21 protein-coding genes are annotated in these 21813 nt (G+C 46.0%); 1 reads left to right on the top strand and 20 read right to left on the bottom strand.

The window, feature by feature from the left end; all coding sequences use genetic code 11:
* Positions 1–13 precede the first annotated feature (13 nt).
* The 5 genes from glmU to ABUE36_RS04210 all read right to left on the bottom strand — a co-directional run bounded on the left by glmU (position 14) and on the right by ABUE36_RS04210 (position 4852).
* Positions 14–1396 carry a bifunctional UDP-N-acetylglucosamine diphosphorylase/glucosamine-1-phosphate N-acetyltransferase GlmU gene (gene glmU, locus ABUE36_RS04230; protein WP_421017222.1) on the bottom strand — a complete coding sequence of 461 codons (1383 nt, stop codon included), beginning with the start codon at positions 1394–1396 and terminating at the stop codon, positions 14–16.
* A gap of 12 nt (positions 1397–1408) precedes the next feature.
* Complete coding sequence (purR, locus tag ABUE36_RS04225; RefSeq protein ID WP_017260517.1) at positions 1409–2245, bottom strand: pur operon repressor; 837 nt, start codon at positions 2243–2245, stop codon at positions 1409–1411.
* Positions 2246–2387: 142 nt separating this feature from the next.
* Positions 2388–3185, bottom strand: coding sequence for a metal ABC transporter permease (locus ABUE36_RS04220; RefSeq protein ID WP_161002305.1), 798 nt, complete (start codon positions 3183–3185; stop codon positions 2388–2390).
* Positions 3178–3930 (bottom strand): metal ABC transporter ATP-binding protein, encoded by a 753-nt coding sequence (locus ABUE36_RS04215; protein ID WP_421017221.1) that lies wholly within the window; start codon positions 3928–3930, stop codon positions 3178–3180. Before ABUE36_RS04215 ends, ABUE36_RS04220 begins: the two co-directional genes overlap by 8 nt.
* On the bottom strand, positions 3920–4852 hold the full coding sequence (locus ABUE36_RS04210; RefSeq protein ID WP_421017220.1) for a metal ABC transporter solute-binding protein, Zn/Mn family: 933 nt from the start codon (positions 4850–4852) through the stop codon (positions 3920–3922). The genes ABUE36_RS04215 and ABUE36_RS04210 overlap by 11 nt, the downstream gene beginning before the upstream one ends.
* A 602-nt stretch (positions 4853–5454) precedes the next feature.
* On the opposite strand from ABUE36_RS04210, the gene abc-f reads away from it, so the two are divergent.
* Positions 5455–6918 (top strand): ribosomal protection-like ABC-F family protein, encoded by a 1464-nt coding sequence (abc-f, locus tag ABUE36_RS04205; protein ID WP_161002303.1) that lies wholly within the window; start codon positions 5455–5457, stop codon positions 6916–6918.
* A gap of 83 nt (positions 6919–7001) precedes the next feature.
* On the opposite strand, the gene ABUE36_RS04200 is transcribed toward abc-f, so the two are convergent.
* The 15 genes from ABUE36_RS04200 to trpS all read right to left on the bottom strand — a co-directional run bounded on the left by ABUE36_RS04200 (position 7002) and on the right by trpS (position 21399).
* Positions 7002–7517, bottom strand: coding sequence for an alpha/beta hydrolase (locus tag ABUE36_RS04200; protein WP_421017219.1), 516 nt, complete (start codon positions 7515–7517; stop codon positions 7002–7004).
* Complete coding sequence (locus ABUE36_RS04195) at positions 7518–7934, bottom strand: alpha/beta hydrolase (RefSeq protein ID WP_421017218.1); 417 nt, start codon at positions 7932–7934, stop codon at positions 7518–7520.
* 36 nt (positions 7935–7970) lie between these two features.
* On the bottom strand, positions 7971–8888 hold the full coding sequence (ispE, locus tag ABUE36_RS04190) for a 4-(cytidine 5'-diphospho)-2-C-methyl-D-erythritol kinase (protein ID WP_421017457.1): 918 nt from the start codon (positions 8886–8888) through the stop codon (positions 7971–7973).
* A gap of 677 nt (positions 8889–9565) precedes the next feature.
* Positions 9566–9805 (bottom strand): Veg family protein, encoded by a 240-nt coding sequence (locus tag ABUE36_RS04185; RefSeq protein ID WP_017260524.1) that lies wholly within the window; start codon positions 9803–9805, stop codon positions 9566–9568.
* A gap of 90 nt (positions 9806–9895) precedes the next feature.
* Positions 9896–10798, bottom strand: coding sequence for a 16S rRNA (adenine(1518)-N(6)/adenine(1519)-N(6))-dimethyltransferase RsmA (gene rsmA, locus ABUE36_RS04180; protein ID WP_161002301.1), 903 nt, complete (start codon positions 10796–10798; stop codon positions 9896–9898).
* Positions 10799–10864: 66 nt separating this feature from the next.
* Entirely contained in the window at positions 10865–11413 is a 549-nt protein-coding gene (gene rnmV / locus ABUE36_RS04175; RefSeq protein WP_161002300.1) for a ribonuclease M5, read from the bottom strand.
* The gene (locus tag ABUE36_RS04170) at positions 11413–12192 is read right to left on the bottom strand and encodes a TatD family hydrolase (protein ID WP_161002299.1); all 780 of its coding nucleotides are present in this window, start codon (positions 12190–12192) and stop codon (positions 11413–11415) included. The genes rnmV and ABUE36_RS04170 overlap by 1 nt, the downstream gene beginning before the upstream one ends.
* A gap of 25 nt (positions 12193–12217) precedes the next feature.
* Complete coding sequence (gene metG / locus ABUE36_RS04165) at positions 12218–14257, bottom strand: methionine--tRNA ligase (protein WP_161002298.1); 2040 nt, start codon at positions 14255–14257, stop codon at positions 12218–12220.
* Positions 14258–14377: 120 nt separating this feature from the next.
* Positions 14378–15226, bottom strand: coding sequence for a DUF72 domain-containing protein (locus tag ABUE36_RS04160; protein ID WP_161002297.1), 849 nt, complete (start codon positions 15224–15226; stop codon positions 14378–14380).
* Between the two features lie 106 nt (positions 15227–15332).
* Positions 15333–15653 carry a hypothetical protein gene (locus tag ABUE36_RS04155; RefSeq protein ID WP_017260530.1) on the bottom strand — a complete coding sequence of 107 codons (321 nt, stop codon included), beginning with the start codon at positions 15651–15653 and terminating at the stop codon, positions 15333–15335.
* Between the two features lie 79 nt (positions 15654–15732).
* Positions 15733–16440 (bottom strand): NAD-dependent protein deacylase, encoded by a 708-nt coding sequence (locus ABUE36_RS04150; RefSeq protein ID WP_162855680.1) that lies wholly within the window; start codon positions 16438–16440, stop codon positions 15733–15735.
* Positions 16441–16474: 34 nt separating this feature from the next.
* A complete protein-coding gene (locus ABUE36_RS04145) occupies positions 16475–17443 on the bottom strand; it encodes an IpaB/EvcA family protein (protein ID WP_161002296.1) in 969 nt (322 codons plus the stop codon).
* A 636-nt stretch (positions 17444–18079) separates the two neighbouring features.
* Positions 18080–19336 carry a hydroxymethylglutaryl-CoA reductase, degradative gene (locus tag ABUE36_RS04140; RefSeq protein ID WP_421017217.1) on the bottom strand — a complete coding sequence of 419 codons (1257 nt, stop codon included), beginning with the start codon at positions 19334–19336 and terminating at the stop codon, positions 18080–18082.
* A gap of 28 nt (positions 19337–19364) precedes the next feature.
* Positions 19365–20300: a Ppx/GppA family phosphatase gene (locus ABUE36_RS04135; RefSeq protein WP_161002294.1), complete on the bottom strand. Its 936-nt coding sequence runs from the start codon at positions 20298–20300 to the stop codon at positions 19365–19367.
* Between the two features lie 64 nt (positions 20301–20364).
* Positions 20365–21399, bottom strand: coding sequence for a tryptophan--tRNA ligase (trpS, locus tag ABUE36_RS04130; protein ID WP_161002293.1), 1035 nt, complete (start codon positions 21397–21399; stop codon positions 20365–20367).
* Positions 21400–21813: the final 414 nt, after the last annotated feature.

Raw genomic sequence — 21813 nt, 5'->3', positions numbered from 1 at the left:
GCAACTATCCGCACTATTTGTCTTCCGGTTTATGCGGTAATTTTGACCAGTAACCCGGCTTGTTAGTTTGACGTTCACGGGCGATTGCCATGTCATGCCGGGCAACATCCTTTGTAATCGTTGAACCAGCGGCAATGAATGAATGATCTGCGACGTTTAACGGTGCAACCAAATTGGAATTACTGCCAATGAAGCTGTGGTCACCCACAATAGATTCATGTTTGCCAACACCATCGTAGTTAACAAACACAACGCCACAGCCGACATTAATATCCGTTCCTAATTGAGCATTCCCGACATAGGTCAAGTGACCCACTTTAGTCCGTGCACCAATAGTCGCTTTCTTAATCTCAACAAAGTTGCCCAGGTGAACGTTTTCACCAATACGAGCATCTGGACGCAAGTGACTCATTGGGCCAATATCAGAGCCATCAGCCATGTCACTATCTTCAATGAATGAGGAGGTAACCGTGACACCATCGTGAATCACACTATTACGAATTTCGGAATTGGCGCCAATCATACAATCCTCGCCAATGACCGTGTGCCCCTTTAACTGAACATTCGGTTCAATAATAGTGTCAGCACCAATCTTAACGTCCACATCGACATACGTGTGATCTGGATCGATAAAGGTCACACCATTTGCCATATGTTCGTCATTGATGCGGCGTTGCATAACTTTTGTCGCGGTTGCCAAAGCTTTGCGGTCATTAACACCCATTGATTCACTGAAATCACTCATGCGGTAAGCGCCGACCCGTTGACCAGCTGCCTTTAAAATCTCGATGACATCAGTTAGGTAATACTCACCTTGTGCATTGTCGTTTTTAACTTGGTGAAGTGCATTAAATAAGGCCTTGTTGTCAAAAACATACACACCAGTATTAATTTCCTTAACAGCCTGTTCTTCTGATGTAGCGTCCTTTTGTTCCACAATCTTTTCTACGAGCCCAATATCATTTCGGATAATCCGGCCGTAACCGGTCGGGTTGGGCGCAATCGATGTCAGAATTGTGCCGACATCGCCCTTTGCTTCGTGGTAATCAAACAGTTTTTGAAGTGTTTCAGCCCGAAACAACGGTGTATCACCACTGACAATCAGTGTGACACCATCAACGTCGCCTAGTAATGGTGCCGTTTGTAATACGGCATGACCTGTACCCAATTGTTCTTTTTGCATTGCGTATTGCGTGCGGTCACCCAATTGTTTGCGAACGTCATCTGCTCCATAGCCAACAATCGTCACGATCCGATCCATGTTAGTCGATTCAACCTGAGTCAACACGTGATCGACCATTGTTTTACCACAAACCCGGTGTAAAACCTTGTATAGCTTCGATTTCATGCGGGTTCCTTTACCAGCCGCAAGAATAATGGTATTTCTCGAACTCATTGAAAAACTTACCTACCTTTCATTGCCAAACACACGGTGCATATAGTTCCCCGGTGTGGCCCGAATTGGTTCCGATTCACTTTGTAATGTTTCAACATGCAGTAATGATGTAAAGTTTTCAGATTGACGTTCGCCATTAAAGCGGCCTTCACCAAACACGGTGATCCCAGCAACCTCACAATCCAGTTCACGAACTAAGCTAGCAAGACCAGAAATGGTACCGCCGCCTTTAACAAAGTCATCCACAATCAATACTCGTGAACCAGCTGGCAGAGCACGTTTGGAAATCTGCATTTTTTCGATGGCCGTTGATGAGCCAGACACATAGTTCACACTGACCGTGGCGCCATCCGTGATGGCCCCATCTTGACGAGCAATGACAAACGGCACGTTCAATTGTTCTGCGACGGCCTGAGCTATCGGAATCCCCTTCACAGAAACCGTCAATACCATATCGATGGTTTGGTTCATATATTGAGTCGCAATCAAACGACCGATCTGGCGAAGGACTTCTGGTTTGCCTAATAAATCAGATAAGTAAACATAGCCACCAGGCATTACCCGATGGGAGTCCGAAACTTCTTTACATAAATAATCGATGTATTCAGAAGCATCTTCCTTCAGGATATACGGAATGAACCGAGCACCACCCGCAGCACCGGGCAGAGTTTCTAACAAACCGGTTCCACGTTCCTGAAAGGTTCGTTTTAAAATGGTTAAATCTTCACTAATCGATGACTTGGCTGACTCGTAACGCTCAGCAAAAAAGGACAACGAAACCAGTGTCCGTGGTCGTTCCAATAAGAAGCGCGTCATGTCAATCAATCGATCTGATCGTCTAACTTTCACGTTTAGCTACCTCAACTCATTTTTAATTTCACAATGAACGACAAAAAGCGTTCTTTCCTTGGTTAATAATAGCACAACGTTCGTAATTACTGGGCGCTTCTCACAAAAAAAGCGTCGTTTCCGACGCCGTTCTCATACCACTTTAATTTCGTGCTGTGAAGCGATTAAAAATCAGACCAATAAAGTAAAACAGAACTTCAATGACGGCAATGAAGAAAGAGACCGGCCAGTTTGTCCAGTAGCTCAGCGCCAAACCGAGCCACACACCAATCAAAGCAAATAGAATGGCTAGGCCAATCATGCTGCCAACACCGTGTGCAAAATATTTTGCCGCAGAAGCAGGTAACGTAAGCAAGATAAAGATTAACAGGGAGCCCACGATTTGAGCGGCCACACTGACTGAAAATGCTAATGCAACCAGAAAGATGATGGCCAGTGTGGTGCCATGAATACCGGCAACCCGCGCTCCGACAGCGTCAAACGAATCAAACTTCAAACTTCGGTACACCGCCATAATTACCACAATCACTGCCAAGGCTAAAATAGCAACTTGCAGTACAGATGTCCGGCTGATCCCAATGACCGAGCCAAACAAAATATTTGTAGCTGAACTGGCATTTTGGTTTGATAGCGACAAGAACAAAATTCCCAGCCCAATCGCCAACGCTGAAATCGAGGTAATCGCCGCCTCACGACGGGATGCCTTACTACTTAATTGACCAACGGCGACAGAACTGACGCTGGTAAATAATAGCATCCCCGCCAATGGTGTCCAGCCCACAAACAATCCGAAAGCTGCCCCAGCGAAACCAATTTCAGATAATGTATGTGTTAAAAAAGACATGTTTCGAGCGACCACAAAGACCCCAACGATACCGCTGACAATTGCGATTAATGTGCCCGCCGCAAAGGCATTTTGCATAAATGGATAATTAAGCATGAGCCGCCTCCAGTACCGTTTCGTTCAATTCGTCAATCGTGCCCAGTTGATACGGGCCCGGCTGCATTAACAAAAAGTTGGTAGAATACTTCTTTGTTAATGGCAAATCGTGCGTTACGAAGATGACTGCTGCCTGTGTTTGCTGCTGATATTGTTTAACCAAGTCCAGCAATTCAAACTTCATGTTGTTATCCAAACTGGCAGTCGATTCATCCAAAATCAACAACTGTGGCAGTCGAATCAAAGCTTGAGCCAAATAAGCTTTCTGTAACTCACCACCAGAAACACGGCCAAGCGGTGTGTGCGCGATTCGCGTCAAATCTGTTTCGTGCAACACTTGATTCAAGCGTTGCTTTTCGTGTTTAGACCACCATGGCGTTAAGTGATCATGTAGTGCCAAACCCACAAAATCTTTCACGGTTAACGGATACTCGGTATCAACGTTTCTAAATTGCGGAACGTAACCGATCGTTACCTGGGAGCGACTCGGCAAAAACGAAACTTCGCCAGCCGTGGGCCGCAGTTGTTGGAGTAAAATTCGTATAAGGGTTGTTTTACCAATCCCATTTTCGCCAAGTACGCTAAGGAATTCGCCACGCTTTAACGTGAACGTGAGTCCTTGAAACACCGTTTTTTGACCAAACTTCATCCCCAGTTTATCCACGGTCATAATGGTATCTTCGGTTAGTTGGCTGTCAGGTTGATCATTGGGATCAATCTTTTGATGCGTCTCATTACTTGCCATGCTGATTGTCCTCCTCTAACGCAGTTTTGACTTGGTTCAATTCATTGGTCATCCAGTGTGCGTACGACTGATTGGACGGCAACGTTTCCGTCACTTGAACCACTGGAATGTGGTAGCGACGCGCTTGTTTGGTCATTGAGTTCACAATTGGCTGTGAATTCTGCGTGTTCACAACCCATAAGGCAACCCTGTGTTGTTTAAAATCACGCGTTAGTTTGGCAATGTCTGCTGGCGATGGATCGGTTCCCTCTTCAACAGCACGGGCAAAATGATTATCAGTGACTTTTAAATTTACTGCCGATAATGTGTCATTGAACACCGGCTCACTAACAGCGACCGCTTGATGATGACCTGTCCGCTTTAGCTGTTTAATCGTCTTTTTCCACGATGACAGTGTCTCGAGGTAACGGTCGGCATTCCGTTTAAAAGTCGCTTTATGCTCAGGTTGCAAACGCGAAAAGCGTGTTACCATCTGTGCAACTAAGCGTGGCATCGTCTGCGGATTGTACCAAATGTGAGGATTCTCGCCAACCTGTCGGTGCATCAAATCTGTCCCAACATTAATGGTGCGCTTCTCCTGGCCATTCGCTGCCACAACTTTTCCCAACCAGTCATCATAACCCAAACCATTTTCAATGATCACATCAGCCTTAGCAACCTGCTTTGCTGTGTGCGTCGTTGGCTCAAAGCTTTCCGCGTCAATGCTAGGGCTGTTAATAACAGCCGTCACCTGACCATATTGCCCCAGCACTGCGCTGGCGGCCTGAGCGTAGAAATCCAGTGAACTTACCACGCGAATTTTTGAGGTCGGTTTAGCTCGCGCAATCATTCTTCGTTGATCCACTACTAAGCTAACAGTCAATGCGATTAAGAGTAATGCTATAATACTGAAAATATGTAAGCCACGTTTATGTTGTCGCAAAAGAATGTCCTTTCTGCAATCAATATGTAAAAAGTAATGATTACCGTTTAATAGTGTACCGAAACTCCAAAAAAATTGCAATCGGTAAACTTCAGAACGTAACCTCTTCTTAAGAGCACAAAATTAACCTTAAGCATCCATATCCACATATGATAAGAACTTTTGGAGATCAAAATAACTGAACAAAACTTAGTATTTCTCGACATTATGTATCCTGAAACCCAACGCTAAAGGCATTCTTTCTTGACAGCCGCTCCAAAAACCGTTACATTATTATCGAAATGATTTACCAATACTAAAATTTTTAAGGAGATCCGCCGATGCGCAACTAATAACTGTTTTGGAACTAAGTGAACTCATAATTTTATCTACGAATATCCAGAAGACAACAGGAATTGGTCTCGTTTGCCCTCTGCGAAGACACTTCAATAGATAGTTGTGAATTCATTCAGTGCCAGCAGTTACATGTTGCGGGGGTGGACTCTTTTTTTGTGCGCTTCCCCGCATGTCTGGACTGTCTTGGCACGTTCTGGGGAGGTTATAAAATGAAATATTTTCTTCTCGCTTAACACCTATCTAGTTAACTTGTAAGGAGTGATTTCATGTTTGTTATTCAAGCACAAAATATTGCCATAACACGGCATCAACAACAATTATTTAATATTGAGCAACTCGTCATTAATCCTGGTGACCGCATCGGTCTAATCGGCGCTAATGGTGCTGGCAAAACAACGCTGATTGATATTCTGACTGGCTCGCTGACCCCTGATGCTGGTATCGTTGATCGCCAAACGACGCCTGTTGTCGTCCACCAATTGCATGATATTTCCACGCAAAGTGGTGGTGAACAGGTTAAAAACGCTATCTTAACAGCTTTACGTCAACAACCCGAATGGTTAATTTTGGATGAGCCCAGCGCTAATTTAGACGAGACAAACCAGCAGTGGTTAATTAACCAGCTCAACCGATTTAAAGGCACCTTGCTACTGATTTCGCATGATCGAACGTTACTCAATGCTGTCACGACAACAACTTGGTCGCTCGCTGATCATACCCTGACAACGTTTGCCGGTAATTATGATGCCTTTACGGCTAATGAAACGGCCCAACGCAATAATCAGGCAGCTGCATTCCGAAACTACCAGCAACAAAAGCATAAGCTGGAAGTCGCCGCTATCAAACGCACTGAACGGGCTGCCAAAACAACAAAGCCCAATCCCCACAATCATAGTCGTAACGAGCTCCAGGATATGAAAAGCTCACTACGCCGTAATCAAGGCAAAATGACCAAAGCAGCGCGTGTTATGAAGGATCACGCTGAACATCTGACACCAGTTGCCAAACCCACTGAGCAGCCCTCAGTTACCTTACGGGCGGAACAGTTCGCCACTCTAGGCCGGCATACACCGATCAATATTCAGCATCTGGCCTTGGAGGCAGGCGACCGAACGTTGGCAAACGATGTCAACTTCGTCCTCCACACTGGTGACCGTGTCGCCATCACCGGGCCCAACCAGGTCGGTAAAACGACACTGCTTCGCGCCGTTTTAGCCAATCAAAATCAGTCCATCAGCGTCAATCCTGCAGTTAAATTTGGTTACTTTGCTCAGAATATGAGCCGGTTGAATCTAACCACTACCATTTGGCAAAACGTGACTGAACATACGCGTCAGGACAACGCTATTGTCCGCACAGTCTTGGCTGAATTTGGTTTTAAAGCGACTGCCTTAGATATCCCTGCCCAAAACCTTAGCGGCGGCCAACGTGTTAAGGTTTCACTGGTTAAAGTTCTGCTCAGCGACGCCAATGTGCTTATCCTTGACGAGCCAACGAACTACCTTGATTTACCAACGCTCACAGCACTCGAACAATTTTTAACCACGTACCCTGGCACCGTTTTATTTGTCTCACATGATGAAACATTTGTGACACACGTCGCGACTCGCGTCTTAAAGCTTTCTACTCACGGTCTGATTGACCCCAATCAGGTAGCGACCAAACGGATTACGGCGGCGCAACGTCAAGCTGCTGATGAGGCATTGCTCGCTCAGTTTCGTGATTTGTAGTCGTCTTTTCAATTTCATTCCCCCCAAAAAGGGCCGCTAGAACAAATAACACTTGTTCTAGCGGCCCTTTTTAGTCACACATTTTATTTCACATAACGATTTAAAAAATCAGTTAGCGTTTGACGATATTTGCTCGGTTGCGTTCGAATACTTGAGATATGCGCAGCCTCATCGTCAATAATCAGTTGCTTAGGTTCATTTGCCCGTGCATACAGCTCGTATGCGTCCCCAACCGGCACCGTTTGATCTTTAGCACCATGAAACATCAAAATTGGTAAATGATTTTTAGCCACCTCAGCTAAAATATCACCATCTTTAAAAGCATAGCCGGCCTGACGTTTGGCGAAGTCATCAGCAATTGGCATCAACACGCTGCTAGGCACATGATACTTATGCCACAACCGAAACTTACCTTCCTGAAAAACATTTCGAAAACCGCTATCTTCAACAATGGCGCGCACGTTATGCGGCAACGTTTGACCACTTGTAGCCATCACCGTTGTGGCACCCATGCTAATGCCCATCAACACAATGTTAACTTGCTCACCTTGGTTAGCAATAACAGTGTCGATCCACTGCTGGTAATCATTTCGATCCAACTAACCAAAACCGATCACATTACCATCACTACGCCCATGTGCACGTGCGTCCGGCATTAACACACTGTATCCCGCGTCCATGAACAACCGGGCGTACGGAATCATTTGTTCGCGTGAGTGATGCAACCCGTGAGCTAAAATAGCTACTTTATTGGTATTGTGGGCGTTTGACATAAATGTTGCCCGTAAAGTTAGTCCGTCAGCTGTTTTAATCGCCCACGGTGACTGTTCTTGATGCTTGAACCACTCATTTTCAATGTCGGTATTGGCCTCAAGCGAGGCCTGTCGACCAGCCAATTTTTGCTTGTTAGACCAACCGGTTGCGAGCAAATAAACTGCGTAACCAGCACCAATCAAAGTCGTGTAACTCGTAGCAATGGCCAGTGCAGTCCGTTTGATTAACGTTTTTTTATTCATTCAATCACTCCAAACCTGATTCTTCTTTAAGCACCTTCAAACGGATGCCGATGATTGCGCAAAATCGGTGTGCAAACTAACGGGACGCACGACATGGACTTCCCGACAAAAACCTGACAAACCGTTAGCCACGTGTTGAGCCCGTGATTGTTTACGGCAGATGCCAAACACCGTTGGACCAGTGCCACTCATTTCGGCCACATCTGCACCAAAACGAACCATCTGCTCCTTAAGATGATTTACCGTTGGGTAAAGCCGTGACGTGATCGGCGTTAATACGTTTTCCACGGAATCACAAATCTCATCATAGTCGCCCCGTTGAATCGCAGCGACTAGTGCGTGCGTATCCGCATGCTGAACTTTGGCATAGTTAATGCGCCGCAAAATCGATGGTGTTGACACGCTGATTTTGGGTTTAGCGATCACCACCCACATCGGGGGCAGTTTAGGTAATTGCGTGATGATCTCACCGCGCCCCGTCACATGCGCCGTTTGACTGCAAACGCAATACGGCACATCTGCATCAATCTGTAACCCTAATTGACACAAAGTTGACTGATCTAAATTGAGCTCCCATAGTCGGTTCAGTGCTCGCAATACCGCTGCTGCATCCGACGAACCACCGCCCATTCCAGCTGCGACCGGAATATGCTTTTCAATATGGATGTTCATCGCCTCTTTACGACCATATGTGGTCGCCAATAAGTGAGCAGCCTGATAAGCAAGATTACGATGGTCATTTGGTAAAAAGCCACTATCTGTGGTGACTTTAATGCGACCATTGCGGCCCAGTGTTTTGACGGCGACATAATCCGCCAAATCAACGGACGTTAAAACCATATCCCATTCTTCACTGCCATCATGGTGATGAAAGGGTGTATCGAGGCTCAAATTAAGCTTGGCCGGCGCCTTTTCCAGTGTCTCCGTAAAATCACCTCCGCTACCACGAAATATATAACGTAAGTATATTACAGTCCCCCCATAATCGCCACCAGCTCGCGGTAAAATCCACTGACGGCACTTATAAAAGGTATTATCTAGCGATGTCCTGCCGCTTACGGTCGTTCGCTTTTGAAATTCGCCTGTGGGGACCGTTCAAGCCTCCAAAGTTCGGAGTCTCTCACCTTCACTGGCGATTTCAACGCGCACTCCCTTCAGCTCACATTATTGTTGAATGATAAGTACACGTCATTGGAGAAATTGGAGCACGATGTGATTTTCTACAAGTGAGCCATCTTTTGCGTTTCATCAAATATAAAATGTCACCTGTCAACTTAAATCTATCTACAGTCGTAGTCGTATCATTTCGTGTGATTTACGTTAGCAAGTGATCTTATACTCGAGATGGGAGGGCGTCAACATTGATACCGAGCCGTGAAGGTGGTGTTAATTCGAAAGCTCCTCTCGAATTTACACCACGGACGGTCGTCAAGACTCGGATTCCCACGAGGCTTGACGGCGAGGTGAGAGACGGTATCCTTCCGGCTTGAACCGGTCCCACGGCGAGCGTATCAATGTTGACAACCGGACTACCCGCCACGTCTAAGTTGTAGATTAAATGATAAACCAAACAAAAAAAGCCCCAATTTCCACACAGGAAATGAGCTCCATTCGTAAAATTAAGCTGACGATTATTCTTCGTCGAACGCAATTTCAATATTTTTAGTTAACACATCAGTGTAACTGTAAGAGACTCGTTCAAATGAGTTCTCCTCTTGGTCGAGGTCAACCACAAAAACAGCCGGATACGTTTCCTTAAGTGTGCCGCGGCGCTTAGTCACCTTTTTGCGACCTGCCTGAGCTACAACCATCAACTTTTGACCCAATTTAGCGTCCAGTTTAGCCTTGATACTTTGTAATGTTACTGGCATGCAATTCACCTCACATGCATAACAGTATATCATGGTCAAGTACTTTTTGCAATTGTTCCAATGAGGAAACTCCGTACATCTCTCAAGCAGTTAAAACAGATTGTGCGTGTGTAAAACGTTTGTTAACGCGATGAACCGCTCTAATGATAACCTTTCGGCACGAATGGACTGGGCCAATGCCATTTCGTCCAAACTCGCCTGCAGTTCAACTTTTGTAGCTGGTGCCTTGCCGAAGATACTTTGTAAGTTGTTCCAAAGACTCTTGCGACGGTGAGCAAAACAGCCACGAATCAACCGAAACAACGCATCATCGCTGAATGGTTTTTCAACAAGCGGTTCGCGTGGCGTTAACGTAACGATGGCAGAATCCACATTTGGCTGGGGAATGAACGCCGTCCTTGAGACGGTGAATGCCAGACGTGCTTGCATCTTATATTGAACCGCTAGCGTTAGCGCGCCATACGCTTTAGTTCCAGGCTCAGCACTCAATCGTTCCGCCACTTCCTTTTGCATCATGACGACAATCGCGGCAAAGTCGATTGGTGCACTCACGAGTCCCATTAAAATGGGGGTCGTGATGTAATAAGGCAAGTTAGCCACCACTTTAACAGTCTTGGCATCCGGCAGATGTTCGGCAATTTCTTTAGTCAAATCTACTTTTAAGATATCAGCATTAACCACATCAACATTATTGTATGGTGCCAACGTTTCCGCCAATACGGGGATTAAATTCTGGTCGATTTCAAACGCCAGCACGCGCTTGGCAGACCGGGCTAATTGCTCTGTCAGTGCACCGATCCCAGGTCCAACTTCGATGACATCATCGTCATCTGTGATGTCAGCTGCACTCACAATGTTGTGCAAAATATTAACGTCTGACAGGAAGTTTTGACCTAAACTCTTCTTTACTGCGATCCCATACGTATTCATAATTGCCCGCGTACGAACGGGATTAGCAATATCGGGGCGGTCGGCCCGTTTTGATTCAGTCATCTAGTCTCCTTGAACACTTCAATATTTTTAACGTGTGGCACTCAACAATGTGATTTTTCAACATTACTAATCTAATTGTTGAACTGCCTTTTCAAAATCTTCACGGCTTACTTGAAAAAGTTGAAGTCGTTTAAGCAACTGCTTGCCGTTGACGTAGCCCAAATTCAGCGCCTCACCGAGTTTTTCCCGACGTTGCCGCGAATCCGCTTGACCAATTAAGCCAGCTGCTAACAAATCTTGCTGAAAGATCAGCGGCTTATCGTCTAACGAACCGACAGACAAATGTTGCAAAGCTGCTTTAATGACGGCAGGGTCAGCGTGTTCGACACCCAAACTACCGCCCGCATTCTCCGGTACGCCTTGCTTGCGCGTAATAAACGCATGCTTAGCATCTGGCACCGCTGCACTAATTAGTTTACGCAGCCGCTCGCCATTGAAATCAGGATCAGTCAACACAATAACACCACGCGTCGCCTGCAATTGTTTAATTTGAGCCAGTTTCGTTTTGTTGAGTGCTGACCCATTCGTCTCAAACGTATCGGCATTTACAGCCTGCTGAATGCGTTTGGTATCATCCTTGCCCTCAACAACCAGCACTTCTTTTAATTTGTCCATTAATCTTCAATCCCAAAGAATTGGTTCGCGTTAGCAAACGTCGCATCCGCAATCTCTAGTTCTGTCTGTTCACGCAGTTTAGCAATGGCCTGTACCGTGAAAGCTACATTAGCCGGTTCATTCTGCTCGCCGCGATGTGGTTCTGGCGTCAGGTATGGAGCATCGGTTTCCACCAACATTCGATCTAACGGCGTTTGTTTAACAGAATCATGAACCTCATGCGCGTTTTTAAAACTGGCAACACCAGAGTAAGACACGACCATACCAAGATCCAAAAAGCGTTTGAGCCACTCCGGATCACCGTTAAAGCTGTGCATCACCCCACCGATGTCACGAATATCTGCCGCTTTTAAAATGGCGTACGTATCCGCAAACGCATCACGATTGTGGATGATAACTGGCTTCCCTAACGATTTAGCAATATCAACCTGGCGAGCAAAAATGCGTTTTTGATCGCCCACGACAGCATCTAGATTATCCACATGATAATCTAAACCAATTTCGCCGAGTGCCATCACCCGACTATCCTGCAGTTGACCAATCATGGTCTCCTCAACCGCATCGTTATACGTCGCAACCTCTTCCGGATGCCAGCCAACTGCGGCCCACATATTTGAATAACGGTGCGCCAGCTCAATCCCGCGTTCATTCAGTTTGGCGTCAGATCCTACGTTCATGATCCGTGTAACATGGGCATCCGCGGCGTGTTGATTATATGATGCGGCTTCCTCATAAAAGGTATCGTCATTCAAATGAGTGTGTGAATCAAAAATTTCCATCTTTATCTCCGTTATTGAGATTGATTTATCCCAGAACATCCCCGTTATTCAGGCTGTCTGGCACAATAACCAGCGTCACCTTGCCATCACGTTCAGTCGACAACAACATCCCTTGACTGATCTGACCACGCATCTTCCGTGGTTTCAAGTTCGTAACAGCCAGTACTTTCTTACCAGTTAACTTTTCATAATCAGGATACCATTCATGAATACCTGAGAGGATTTGCCGATTTTGTTGATCGCCAGCGTCCAAACGGAATTGCAATAGCTTATCCGCACCCTCAACTGGTTTGACCGACTTTATTTCAGCAACCTTGATTTCTGTTTTATCAAATTCATCAAACTTGATTTCAGGTTTCGTCAAGTTCAGGGTGACGTTTTCTGGTTCCCATTGAGAATCAGCAGCCGCTGCCATTGCAGAACGGCCCTTTTGCTTATCCGTCTTTGTCATTTGTGATTGGATAAAGTCGACTTCTTCTTGTGCATCCAAGCGTGGGAAGATTGGCGTTCCTTTCGCAACAACTTTTGTGTTAACCGGCAGGTCGGCCATCTTTAATCCCTCGATCTGCATGCTAGCTGCATCCGTTGGCAACCCCAACTGCGTCAAAATTTCTTTTGGTGCGTGTGTCATGATTGGTTGAATCAACAGTGCGATCACCCGCAGGCTGGCCACTAAATGGCTCATGGCAGCAGCCAAACGTTTGTCATCACCATCATTAGCCTTTTTAGCTAACGTCCATGGTTCTGTTTCATCAATGTATTTATTTGTGCGTGAAACGAGCTTCCAAACCGCTGACAAAGCATCCGCAAAGTGCAGACTTTCCATCAACTGGTGGTATTCGGCAATCGTATCCACAGCCGTTTGTTCCAGATCAGCATCTGGTTCATTAACGTTGCTTTCAAAGGCCGGTACGACCCCATCGTAATACTTATTAACCATGGCAACAGTCCGGTTCAGTAAGTTTCCAAGGTCATTGGCCAAATCATAATTAATCTTGTCAACAAAGTCTTCCGGCGTGAATACACCATCGTTACCAAATGGCATTGCCTTCAACAGGTAGTACCGTAAAGCATCCAGTCCGTAACGGTGAACCAGGGTCTCGGGGTAAATGACGTTTCCCTTTGACTTACTCATCTTACCGTTCTTCATCAACAACCAGCCGTGACCAACCACGTGCTTTGGCAAAGGTAAGCCAAGTGCGTGCAAAATAATTGGCCAATAAATGGTGTGAAAACGCACAATTTCCTTACCAACCATTTGAACATTAGCTGGCCAGTACTTCTTGAAGTTGCTGTCGTCATCGCTACCATATCCCAAGGCGGTGATATAGTTGGATAATGCATCAACCCAAACGTAGATCACGTGCTTTGGATCCGTTTTAACTGGCACACCCCACTTGTAACTCGTCCGAGAAACGGACAGGTCTTCCAAGCCAGGTTCCAAGAAGTTCTTCACCATTTCATTCATCCGCGTGTTTGGAATAATGAAATCTGGGTGTTCTTTATAGTAGTTCATCAACCAATCAGCGTACTTACTCATCTTGAAGAAGTAGGATTCTTCATCAGTCCAGACAACTTCATGTCCCGATGGTGCTTTCCCGCCGGTCACTTTACCATTTTCATCACGGAAGACTTCTGCTAATTGGGATTCCGTAAAGAATTCCTCATCATCCACGGAGTACCAGCCTTCATAGTGGCCCTTGTAAATGTCGCCTTGTGCTAATAACTGATCGAAAATTTTCTGAACAGCGACTTCATGATATTCATCCGTTGTCCGAATGAACTTGTCGTTACTGATTTCCAGCAACTTCCACAGTTCTTTAATCTGGTCAGCCATGCCATCGACATACTCCTTCGGCTGTTTGCCCAAAGATTCGGCTTTTTCTTCAATTTTTTGACCGTGTTCATCTGTTCCAGTCAGGAAGAAGACGTCGTTACCCATTAACCGCCGGTAACGCGCCTCGGCATCGACTGCGATGGTCGTATATGAATTCCCGATATGTAACTTGCCAGACGGGTAATAAATTGGCGTAGTAATGTAGTAAGTCGGCTTTTTTTCTGCCATGAACAAATCTTCTCCTTTAGTTCGCGAGCCCGCAATGTTTGGCATCACGAACACCTCGTTAGTCTGAATAAGTATACCATAGCACTTTGCATGGCTACGGAGTTTATCAAACAGAATTTCTCAAAATAAATCTAATTGGGTGGGTCCCAATCCATTAAACGTTAATCCCAGTTGATCACGCAGACTTTCAGCATTAGCCGCGGCGTCTCGATGCCCATTATTGTTGAAGATCACGTACGTTTGGTCAACCTGTTGGCTCACTGTTTTAACAGCTTCACCTAAGCGAGCTAACTCATCATCTGAATACCGATAATTGGTACGATCCTTACGCCAGTCTCCCTGGTGATCTAACCAACCACGCCGGTTCTGACCGTGAAATCGAAAGTACGCTGCAGTTGGCGTTGTGACGACCGGTGTAAATGGCACGCCGCGATTGCCATCATTCGGTTCATCCGCAATTACGTACGTCATGTTAAGACTCGTCAAGTAATCAAACACATCCTTGCTCAAACTACCTTCATACCAACTGGGATCACGGAACTCTACCGCAATCGGCAAATCGCCCATGTGAATCCGCACGTCACGTAGATAACGAATATGGTCTAAGTTTCGAGTAAAGTACGGTGGAAACTGAAATAACACGGTTGCCAACATTCCCGCCTTGACTAACGGAACAACTGCGCGACGGAATTGATTAAACGTTTGCCAGCGCTCGTCATCACTGACTTGTTCAGACTTCGCATCATCATGACGTGTCATCACCTGATGGGCCTTCAAAATGTACTGAAAGCCATCTGGTGCTTGATTGCGCCAATTGGTGACGGTCTTAATACTGGGTACACCATAAAAAGACGTATCCAATTCAACCAGCGGAAACACACCAGCATACTCAGAAAACAGCACATCACGCTGTTCATCGTGAATTAAATGTGGATGCCGCGTCCATGTCGATAATCCTATCGTAATCAATTCGTTGTCCCCCTTTTGATCTATTCTTGCGTTCTTGCAATAATTTCTAACAAAAACGGTGCCACCATTATGGGCACCGTTGAATAATCTTCAAATATGGTTAGCGTTACTTAAACTGACGAATAACGTTGGTTTCTTCTTCAGATAAGGTCTTGCCCTTCAATGTGCTGATCAACATCAATCCCTGACGCCGGTAATTGCTGCGAATGGCAGAAAATGACCAGCTGATCATCGCAAACAGGAAGGTCACCATTGCGGCATTCGTTCGTGGCATGGCGACACCAAACAGCATTGCTGGTTGGGCGCCAAAGAACACTTGCCAAGCACCGTAAAACATTAAGAAATCAAATAATAGTTGTAGTCGATTGACCCACTTCATCTGTGACAGTAAACTCCCAAGCCGGGCAAAAATATCATCACGATTCATCCTCTGTCACCCACTTTCTTTATGGCACCTGCATTTAATACATTAATTGTAAGAAAGTCCGGCCCAAAACGCAATTGATTTAACCTTTTAGACCAGCAAAAAACGTTTCTGCATCGCCGGTATATTGAGCCGTTACGCTGCCTGCTGGAATCGGTTCATTATTCACCACAATCAGCTTAGCATTGGGCCGACGGTAATTAATCAACCCGGCAAACGGATATACCTTAAACGAAGTACCAACAATCACTAACAAGTCAGCCGCTTCAATAGCAGCCATGGACCGCTGTAGTGCAGACTCCGAGATAGACTCGCCATATAACACAATGTCTGGGCGAATGATCCCGTGGTCTGTGTCATGATACATGGATTTCATGTAATCGTGCCAATCAACCTGTTCGCCGTCCTTGCTACAATAACAGCAATATAAATTGCCATGAAACTCAACAACTTGGCCATTACCGGCTGTTCTGTCCAGATTATCAATGTTTTGGGTAATCAATGAGGCCCGACCTGATTGACACAACGCCGCAATTTTTTCGTGAATGACGTTTGGCTTGGCATCTGGAAAGTACAAATTCTCTTTCACAAAATCATAGAACATTTCAGGCTGATCAACGAAACAGTCATGGCTCAACAAGTACTCTGGTGGTAAACCCTTGAACTTAGCCGAATACAGTCCAGACTTGGACCGGTAATCAGGAATGCCTGAAGCAGTCGAAACGCCCGCCCCAGTCATAAACGTAATGTGTTGTGCTTGATCAAACAATGTTTGCAAATTCTCTGTCATCACGAACCACCTTTCGTTTGCCAATCACGCCAACCTAATCCCGCACGATATAACTAATGTTATGCGCCTCGAGGAAATCCTTAACCGGCGTATCATACACTTCTTTGAAAAACGACGAACTGTCCGCATCTTCCTTAGGCGGTGTCATCACAAATGCATTTTGCCGATCAGAACGATTCAATGCAACATAAGCTCGTTCTCCTGACTGTTTATCTTTCAAATCAGAATGGAAAATTTCAAACATCTGGCGCATTTCCAACCGCAATTGACGTTCACTCAATACGCTTGTGACCGTTGTGAATGCCGTACTATTCAACGCTGGCAAACCCCAATCAGTTAATTGTTCATCAAACGCCTTGTACAAACGAACCAGTGCCCGCCGAACCTCAAACGGTGTATTGATTTGTTTAGCCATCATCACATCGTACAGCTTTTTAGCGGCTGCATAGGTCTTCGGGAAATTGGTACCTAATTCCTTTTCATGCTTACTGATACCATCCCCGTAAAATACAAGTGCATCTAGTAACACGAGCAAACGTAATGCATTTTGTGCGTCATCTTCAGCACCTGTTTCGGGTTCAGGATCAATCGTCGCAAAAATTCCGTTATAAAATTCATCACTGACCTTGTCGTCAATCAAGCCATGACCAGCCAAGGCTGGAAAAATCACCACATGGTTCACGATATTGAACAACTGGGTCGACATGGCCATCAGCTGTTCATCCAACTCATCGTCACCAAACGTGAGGTTAAATTCAATCTGAGGAAAACCTTGCAACAACATCAACAAGTGACTCAGTTCGTGAGCCGCTGAATACTGAGGCGCGGTAATATCGTCAACCCAGATCAACAGGCGGTCTTTTAACACATGTTGTTCAACCTGATCATCACGAACGTAACCGGCGTGTTTGTCACCGAACTGGACCATTACCGTGCCAGGAAATAGCTCGTTGACTTGGTCCAACAACGTTTGAACCGCTGGCGCTAATTTAATGTCTGCCATGTTTACTCCTTTATTTCTACATAAAATTCATTATTGGTTTCACATTTAATACCAAGTTACGATTAGTTACTTTAAGCTTCCGTCTCCAGTTGTCCGCGCTGAAGCCACTGTGTGGACCGGTTCGAGCCCGCAAATACACGGTCTCTCACCTCGCCTTGAAGCCTCCAAAACCGAGTCTTCAAGTTCGTCCGTGATGTAAATTCAGCAAAAACCGCTTCATTAACATCATCTTCACAGTTTTTTCAACGCGGACAACCTCCAACTACAGTGAACGTTAATGAAAATAACATTAGCTCCCTGTAACCAATAAATTTCGACTATAACTACAGGTCAGTAAAACCACAGCCTGTTCCGATAAGCAAATCGTCGCCTGTCTGTAATCTAAAGTAAATTAACCTATACATAGCTTGAAAACTGTTATATCAGCTGAAGGGCGGCGACATTGGAACCAAGTCGTGAAAATGGTGTTAATTCGGTGGTGTCCCGAATTTACAGCATGGACGGTCGCGGAGACTCGGCTTCTCACGAGACTCGGCGGCGAGGTGAAAGACTGCGGTCTACAGGCTTGAACCGGACCCACGACGGCGTTCCAATGTCGCCAACCGGAAGCGACAGTTACCACAAACGCTAAAACAGTTATTGCTGATTGAGCTTGGTGACAATTGCTTTGGCTAAGGTAGCGGATGGGTGAGCGTGTGTTTTGAGCGCTTCGACCACAGCCGGTACCTGCTCCGGTGTCGCACCTGCAGCGACTGCTAAGTTGCGGTACTGCAGTTGCATATGACCTTGTTGAATGCCTTCGCTGACAAGCGCTCGCAGCGCTGCCAAATTTTGGGCCAAGCCCAAAGCAACTGTCAGTTGGTTTAACGTAGCAACATCTTTGACTTGTAGGATCTGCTGATTCAGTTTGGCCAATGGTAATGATGCCGTCGCTCCGCCAACAACACCCAAATGCATCGGCATCGTTAGCGAGCCAATCAACCGATCACCAGCCAACTGCCAACGAGACAAGCCACGATACTGACCGTCTCTGGCTGCGTACGTATGCGCACTGGCTTCAACGGCCCGCCAGTCATTACCGGTCGCTATCACGACGGCATCGACACCGTTCATGATGCCCTTGTTATGCGTTGTTGCTCGACTAACATCCAGCTGAGCAATCTGGCCGGCTGCAACAATTCGTTTGGCAACGGTTAGGCCAACCGCCGCATTATGCTTTGCTAAATTAGCGACTGGCACATTTACCGCTGCGGTGACCAACGTCTGTTGACCATCGTTTGCTAAAATGCTCATCACCGGATGTTGTTCAAGGACATCTTGTAAATGATGGCCGAGAGCCTCCAACATGCTATTCATAATGTTGGCACCCATGGCCTCGCCAGTATCGACAAACAAATCAACGCTGACAAAGCCCTCTCCCAGCGCACGTACGCGCAGTTTGCGGGCGCCGCCACCGTACTTAACAATACTGGGATGCGCTTGATTAGCCAGTGACAGCAATTTTGCTTCATTGGGCGTTACAAAACGACTAATTTCAGCCACCGTCACCGTTTGGAAAACAATCTGCCCCATCAGCAAGTTCGTGTCCGTCCGCGTGACGATGCCGTCACCGCTGGCGGACATTTTGCCACCATAACTAGCAGCCGCAATGACAGAAGGCTCTTCCGTTACCATTGGTACCAGATAGTCGTGTCCGTTCATCCGAATAGTCGCGGCCAATCCTTCTGGCAAATGATAACTCGTCAAGTAGTTTTCTGTCAGCAAGGCATCATCCTCGCTGGCATTATCAGCCAGCATTTGTCGCTGAATCGTCGTTAGGTCGCCTAACTGACTGGCAACCGCCAATCGCTGCTGCCACGTCAATCGGCGAAATTGAGCAAGCTGCTCTTTCATAGCCTGTTTCTCCTCATCAGTCATGTGGTCACCCGTTATACCGCGGGTGCTTGCTGACATACTCGGACACGATGCCCTCACGCACACCACTTTCTGAGAAAATGACTCGGTCTGAATCAAGCAGTTGTATTAACTCAACTAATGGCAACATGCCGCCAACGATAATGTCAGCCCGGTCATATTCAAGGCCATCGATTGCCTGACGCTGTTTGTTATTCTTCGAAATCAGGCGATCAAACGTGTTGAATACCGTTTCTGTTTTCAAACGGTACCCGTGAATGTCTTCAACACGGGCCATTTTCTGAGCCTTACGGTTGATTCGTGCCAACGTTCGGTTTGCCCCACCAAGTAACACGATTGGCAAATGCATCGCCTCGTTCAACCACCAAACATCTTGCAGACGTTTGCGAACAAATACTTGACCCGAGAACAAATGACCAGCGGTAATGACGTCGCCAAAATGAAATTGTTCAGACAAATTAACGGCGCCAAATGGCACACTAATTAAGTTCTTTGCCCGCCGTTTAGCGACATGAATCAATTCACAGCTGGCACCACCAGTATCCAAAATGAGACAGTCATCTAATGGCAACGCATTGATGGCACCTAAGAAATCGTAGTAGGCTTCATCATCCCCCGACAACACTTGAAGGGACAGTCCAACCTCGTGCTTGACCCGGTCAAGGAATTCTTTTTGGTTGACCGCTTGACGCACTGCCGCCGTAGTAATCGCCCGAACGGTCAGATTAGGGAGGTTTTCGTAAACCTTTTTAAAGTTAACCAATGCGGCAATAGTCCGATCCATCGCCACCTTAGTCAACCGTTTTTCAGCACCCATGCCCTCGGAAATACGGGTGTCTTCTTTAATCCGGCGAACTTCCTTAAAGGAGCCGTCATCTTCAATCTGAGTGACACCCATTCGGACAGAATTAGAGCCCAAATCGACAATCGCTAAATTTTCCATCCTTGGTTACCTCGTTCTTCATCAAACTTGCTGTCACCATTATACGAGCATGGCTAACGGCTGACTAGCGTTGTGTAAAGTAGTTGATGCCCATCGCGTCACGAACTTCTTGAAGTGTTTTGTTAGCAACTTCATTGGCATGAGCTGAACCATCTTCGAGAACTTTGTAAACGTAGTCCATGTTAGCAGCGTATTCTGCGCGTCGTTTGCGAATTGGCGCTAACGTTGCTTCCAACACTTCGTTTAAGTAACGTTTGATCTTAACGTCACCTAGGCCACCGGCTTGGTACTGCGCCTTTAAGTCAGCAACATGCGCCTTGTCCGGGTCAAAGATATCAAGGTAGGTAAAGACAGTGTTCCCTTCTACGTGACCAGGATCGCTCACTTTAATATGTTCAGGGTCGGTATACATCGACATGACTTTTTTGGTGACCGTGTCGGCGTCATCCGATAGGTAGATCGCGTTGCCGAGTGATTTGCTCATCTTCGCGTTACCATCTAAACCAGGAATCCGGCCTTCGCCCTTTGGCGGGAATACGCCTTCTGGTTCAACCAAAATATCTTTGTGGTAAGCTCCGTTAAATGAACGAACAAGCTCCCGCGCCTGTTCCAACATTGGTTCTTGATCATCACCAACTGGCACTGTTGTCGCCTTGAAAGCTGTGATATCAGCTGTTTGGCTAACTGGATACGTCAAGAAACCAGCTGGAATACTTTGGCCGAAACCTTTTTGACTGATTTCTGACTTGACGGTTGGGTTTCGTTCCAAACGAGCTAAGGTGACTAAGTTTAAATAGATCATGGTCAACTCGTTGAGGGCAGGAATTTGCGATTGAACTAAAATCGTCGACTTCTTCGGATCGATTCCAACGGCCAAGTAATCTAAGGTAACTTCTGTCAGACTTTTACGGATTTTTTCTGGATCACGCGCGTTATCCGTCAACGCCTGCATATCAGCAATCATGATAAACGTTTCGTAGTCACCAGAATTTTGTAAGGCAACTCGATTTCTCAAAGATCCTACATAGTGACCAATGTGCAACTTTCCCGTTGGCCGGTCACCCGTTAAAATTATTTTTTTCTCATTTTCATTTGCCATATTGGTCTCCTTTTTTCGTGCTGACGTTTGAAACAAAAACCGCCCCATGACGCCAACACAAATACTGTATTGTCATCATAGGACGGTTACCCGCGGTGCCACCTATTTTGGATGCGTGGCGCGCAAACGCACACGACATCCCGCTTTATTAATGTCATTTAGTTGATTGGCCTTGCTAGCTAACTGCCCACTTTGGTCGTGATGACTGACTCTCAACATCTCAGTCTCGCTGTAGTTAGACCTACTCTACGGTTAACGTGGTAAAACATGGTCAATAAATTAATTATAACGGCTTTCGTGAAGCCTGTCAAAGCCCAGTCTCACAGTCACACAAACTGTAATTCAACATGATTGACACAAACCTTTTTCGCGCATAAAATGGTTTGCGTTTAGTTACCAACAAATTTAGATGCA

The sequence above is a fragment of the Furfurilactobacillus cerevisiae genome, assembly GCF_048961765.1.
GTDB classification, from domain to species: domain Bacteria; phylum Bacillota; class Bacilli; order Lactobacillales; family Lactobacillaceae; genus Furfurilactobacillus; species Furfurilactobacillus milii_A.
This window is presented reverse-complemented; position numbering and strand designations above follow the sequence as displayed.

Excerpts from the sequence above, each read along its gene's own strand:
- glmU (WP_421017222.1), bottom strand. The coding sequence starts at position 1,396 with ATGAGTTCGAGAAATACCATTATTCTTGCGGCTGGTAAAGGAACCCGC.
- ABUE36_RS04220 (WP_161002305.1), bottom strand. The coding sequence starts at position 3,185 with ATGCTTAATTATCCATTTATGCAAAATGCCTTTGCGGCGGGCACATTA.
- ABUE36_RS04215 (WP_421017221.1), bottom strand. The coding sequence starts at position 3,930 with ATGGCAAGTAATGAGACGCATCAAAAGATTGATCCCAATGATCAACCT.
- abc-f (WP_161002303.1), top strand. The coding sequence starts at position 5,455 with ATGTTTGTTATTCAAGCACAAAATATTGCCATAACACGGCATCAACAA.
- ABUE36_RS04195 (WP_421017218.1), bottom strand. The coding sequence starts at position 7,934 with ATGAATAAAAAAACGTTAATCAAACGGACTGCACTGGCCATTGCTACG.
- ABUE36_RS04185 (WP_017260524.1), bottom strand. The coding sequence starts at position 9,805 with ATGCCAGTAACATTACAAAGTATCAAGGCTAAACTGGACGCTAAATTG.
- rsmA (WP_161002301.1), bottom strand. The coding sequence starts at position 10,798 with ATGACTGAATCAAAACGGGCCGACCGCCCCGATATTGCTAATCCCGTT.
- rnmV (WP_161002300.1), bottom strand. The coding sequence starts at position 11,413 with ATGGACAAATTAAAAGAAGTGCTGGTTGTTGAGGGCAAGGATGATACC.
- ABUE36_RS04170 (WP_161002299.1), bottom strand. The coding sequence starts at position 12,192 with ATGGAAATTTTTGATTCACACACTCATTTGAATGACGATACCTTTTAT.
- metG (WP_161002298.1), bottom strand. The coding sequence starts at position 14,257 with ATGGCAGAAAAAAAGCCGACTTACTACATTACTACGCCAATTTATTAC.
- ABUE36_RS04155 (WP_017260530.1), bottom strand. The coding sequence starts at position 15,653 with ATGAATCGTGATGATATTTTTGCCCGGCTTGGGAGTTTACTGTCACAG.
- ABUE36_RS04150 (WP_162855680.1), bottom strand. The coding sequence starts at position 16,440 with ATGACAGAGAATTTGCAAACATTGTTTGATCAAGCACAACACATTACG.
- ABUE36_RS04145 (WP_161002296.1), bottom strand. The coding sequence starts at position 17,443 with ATGGCAGACATTAAATTAGCGCCAGCGGTTCAAACGTTGTTGGACCAA.
- ABUE36_RS04140 (WP_421017217.1), bottom strand. The coding sequence starts at position 19,336 with ATGAAAGAGCAGCTTGCTCAATTTCGCCGATTGACGTGGCAGCAGCGA.
- ABUE36_RS04135 (WP_161002294.1), bottom strand. The coding sequence starts at position 20,300 with ATGGAAAATTTAGCGATTGTCGATTTGGGCTCTAATTCTGTCCGAATG.
- trpS (WP_161002293.1), bottom strand. The coding sequence starts at position 21,399 with ATGGCAAATGAAAATGAGAAAAAAATAATTTTAACGGGTGACCGGCCA.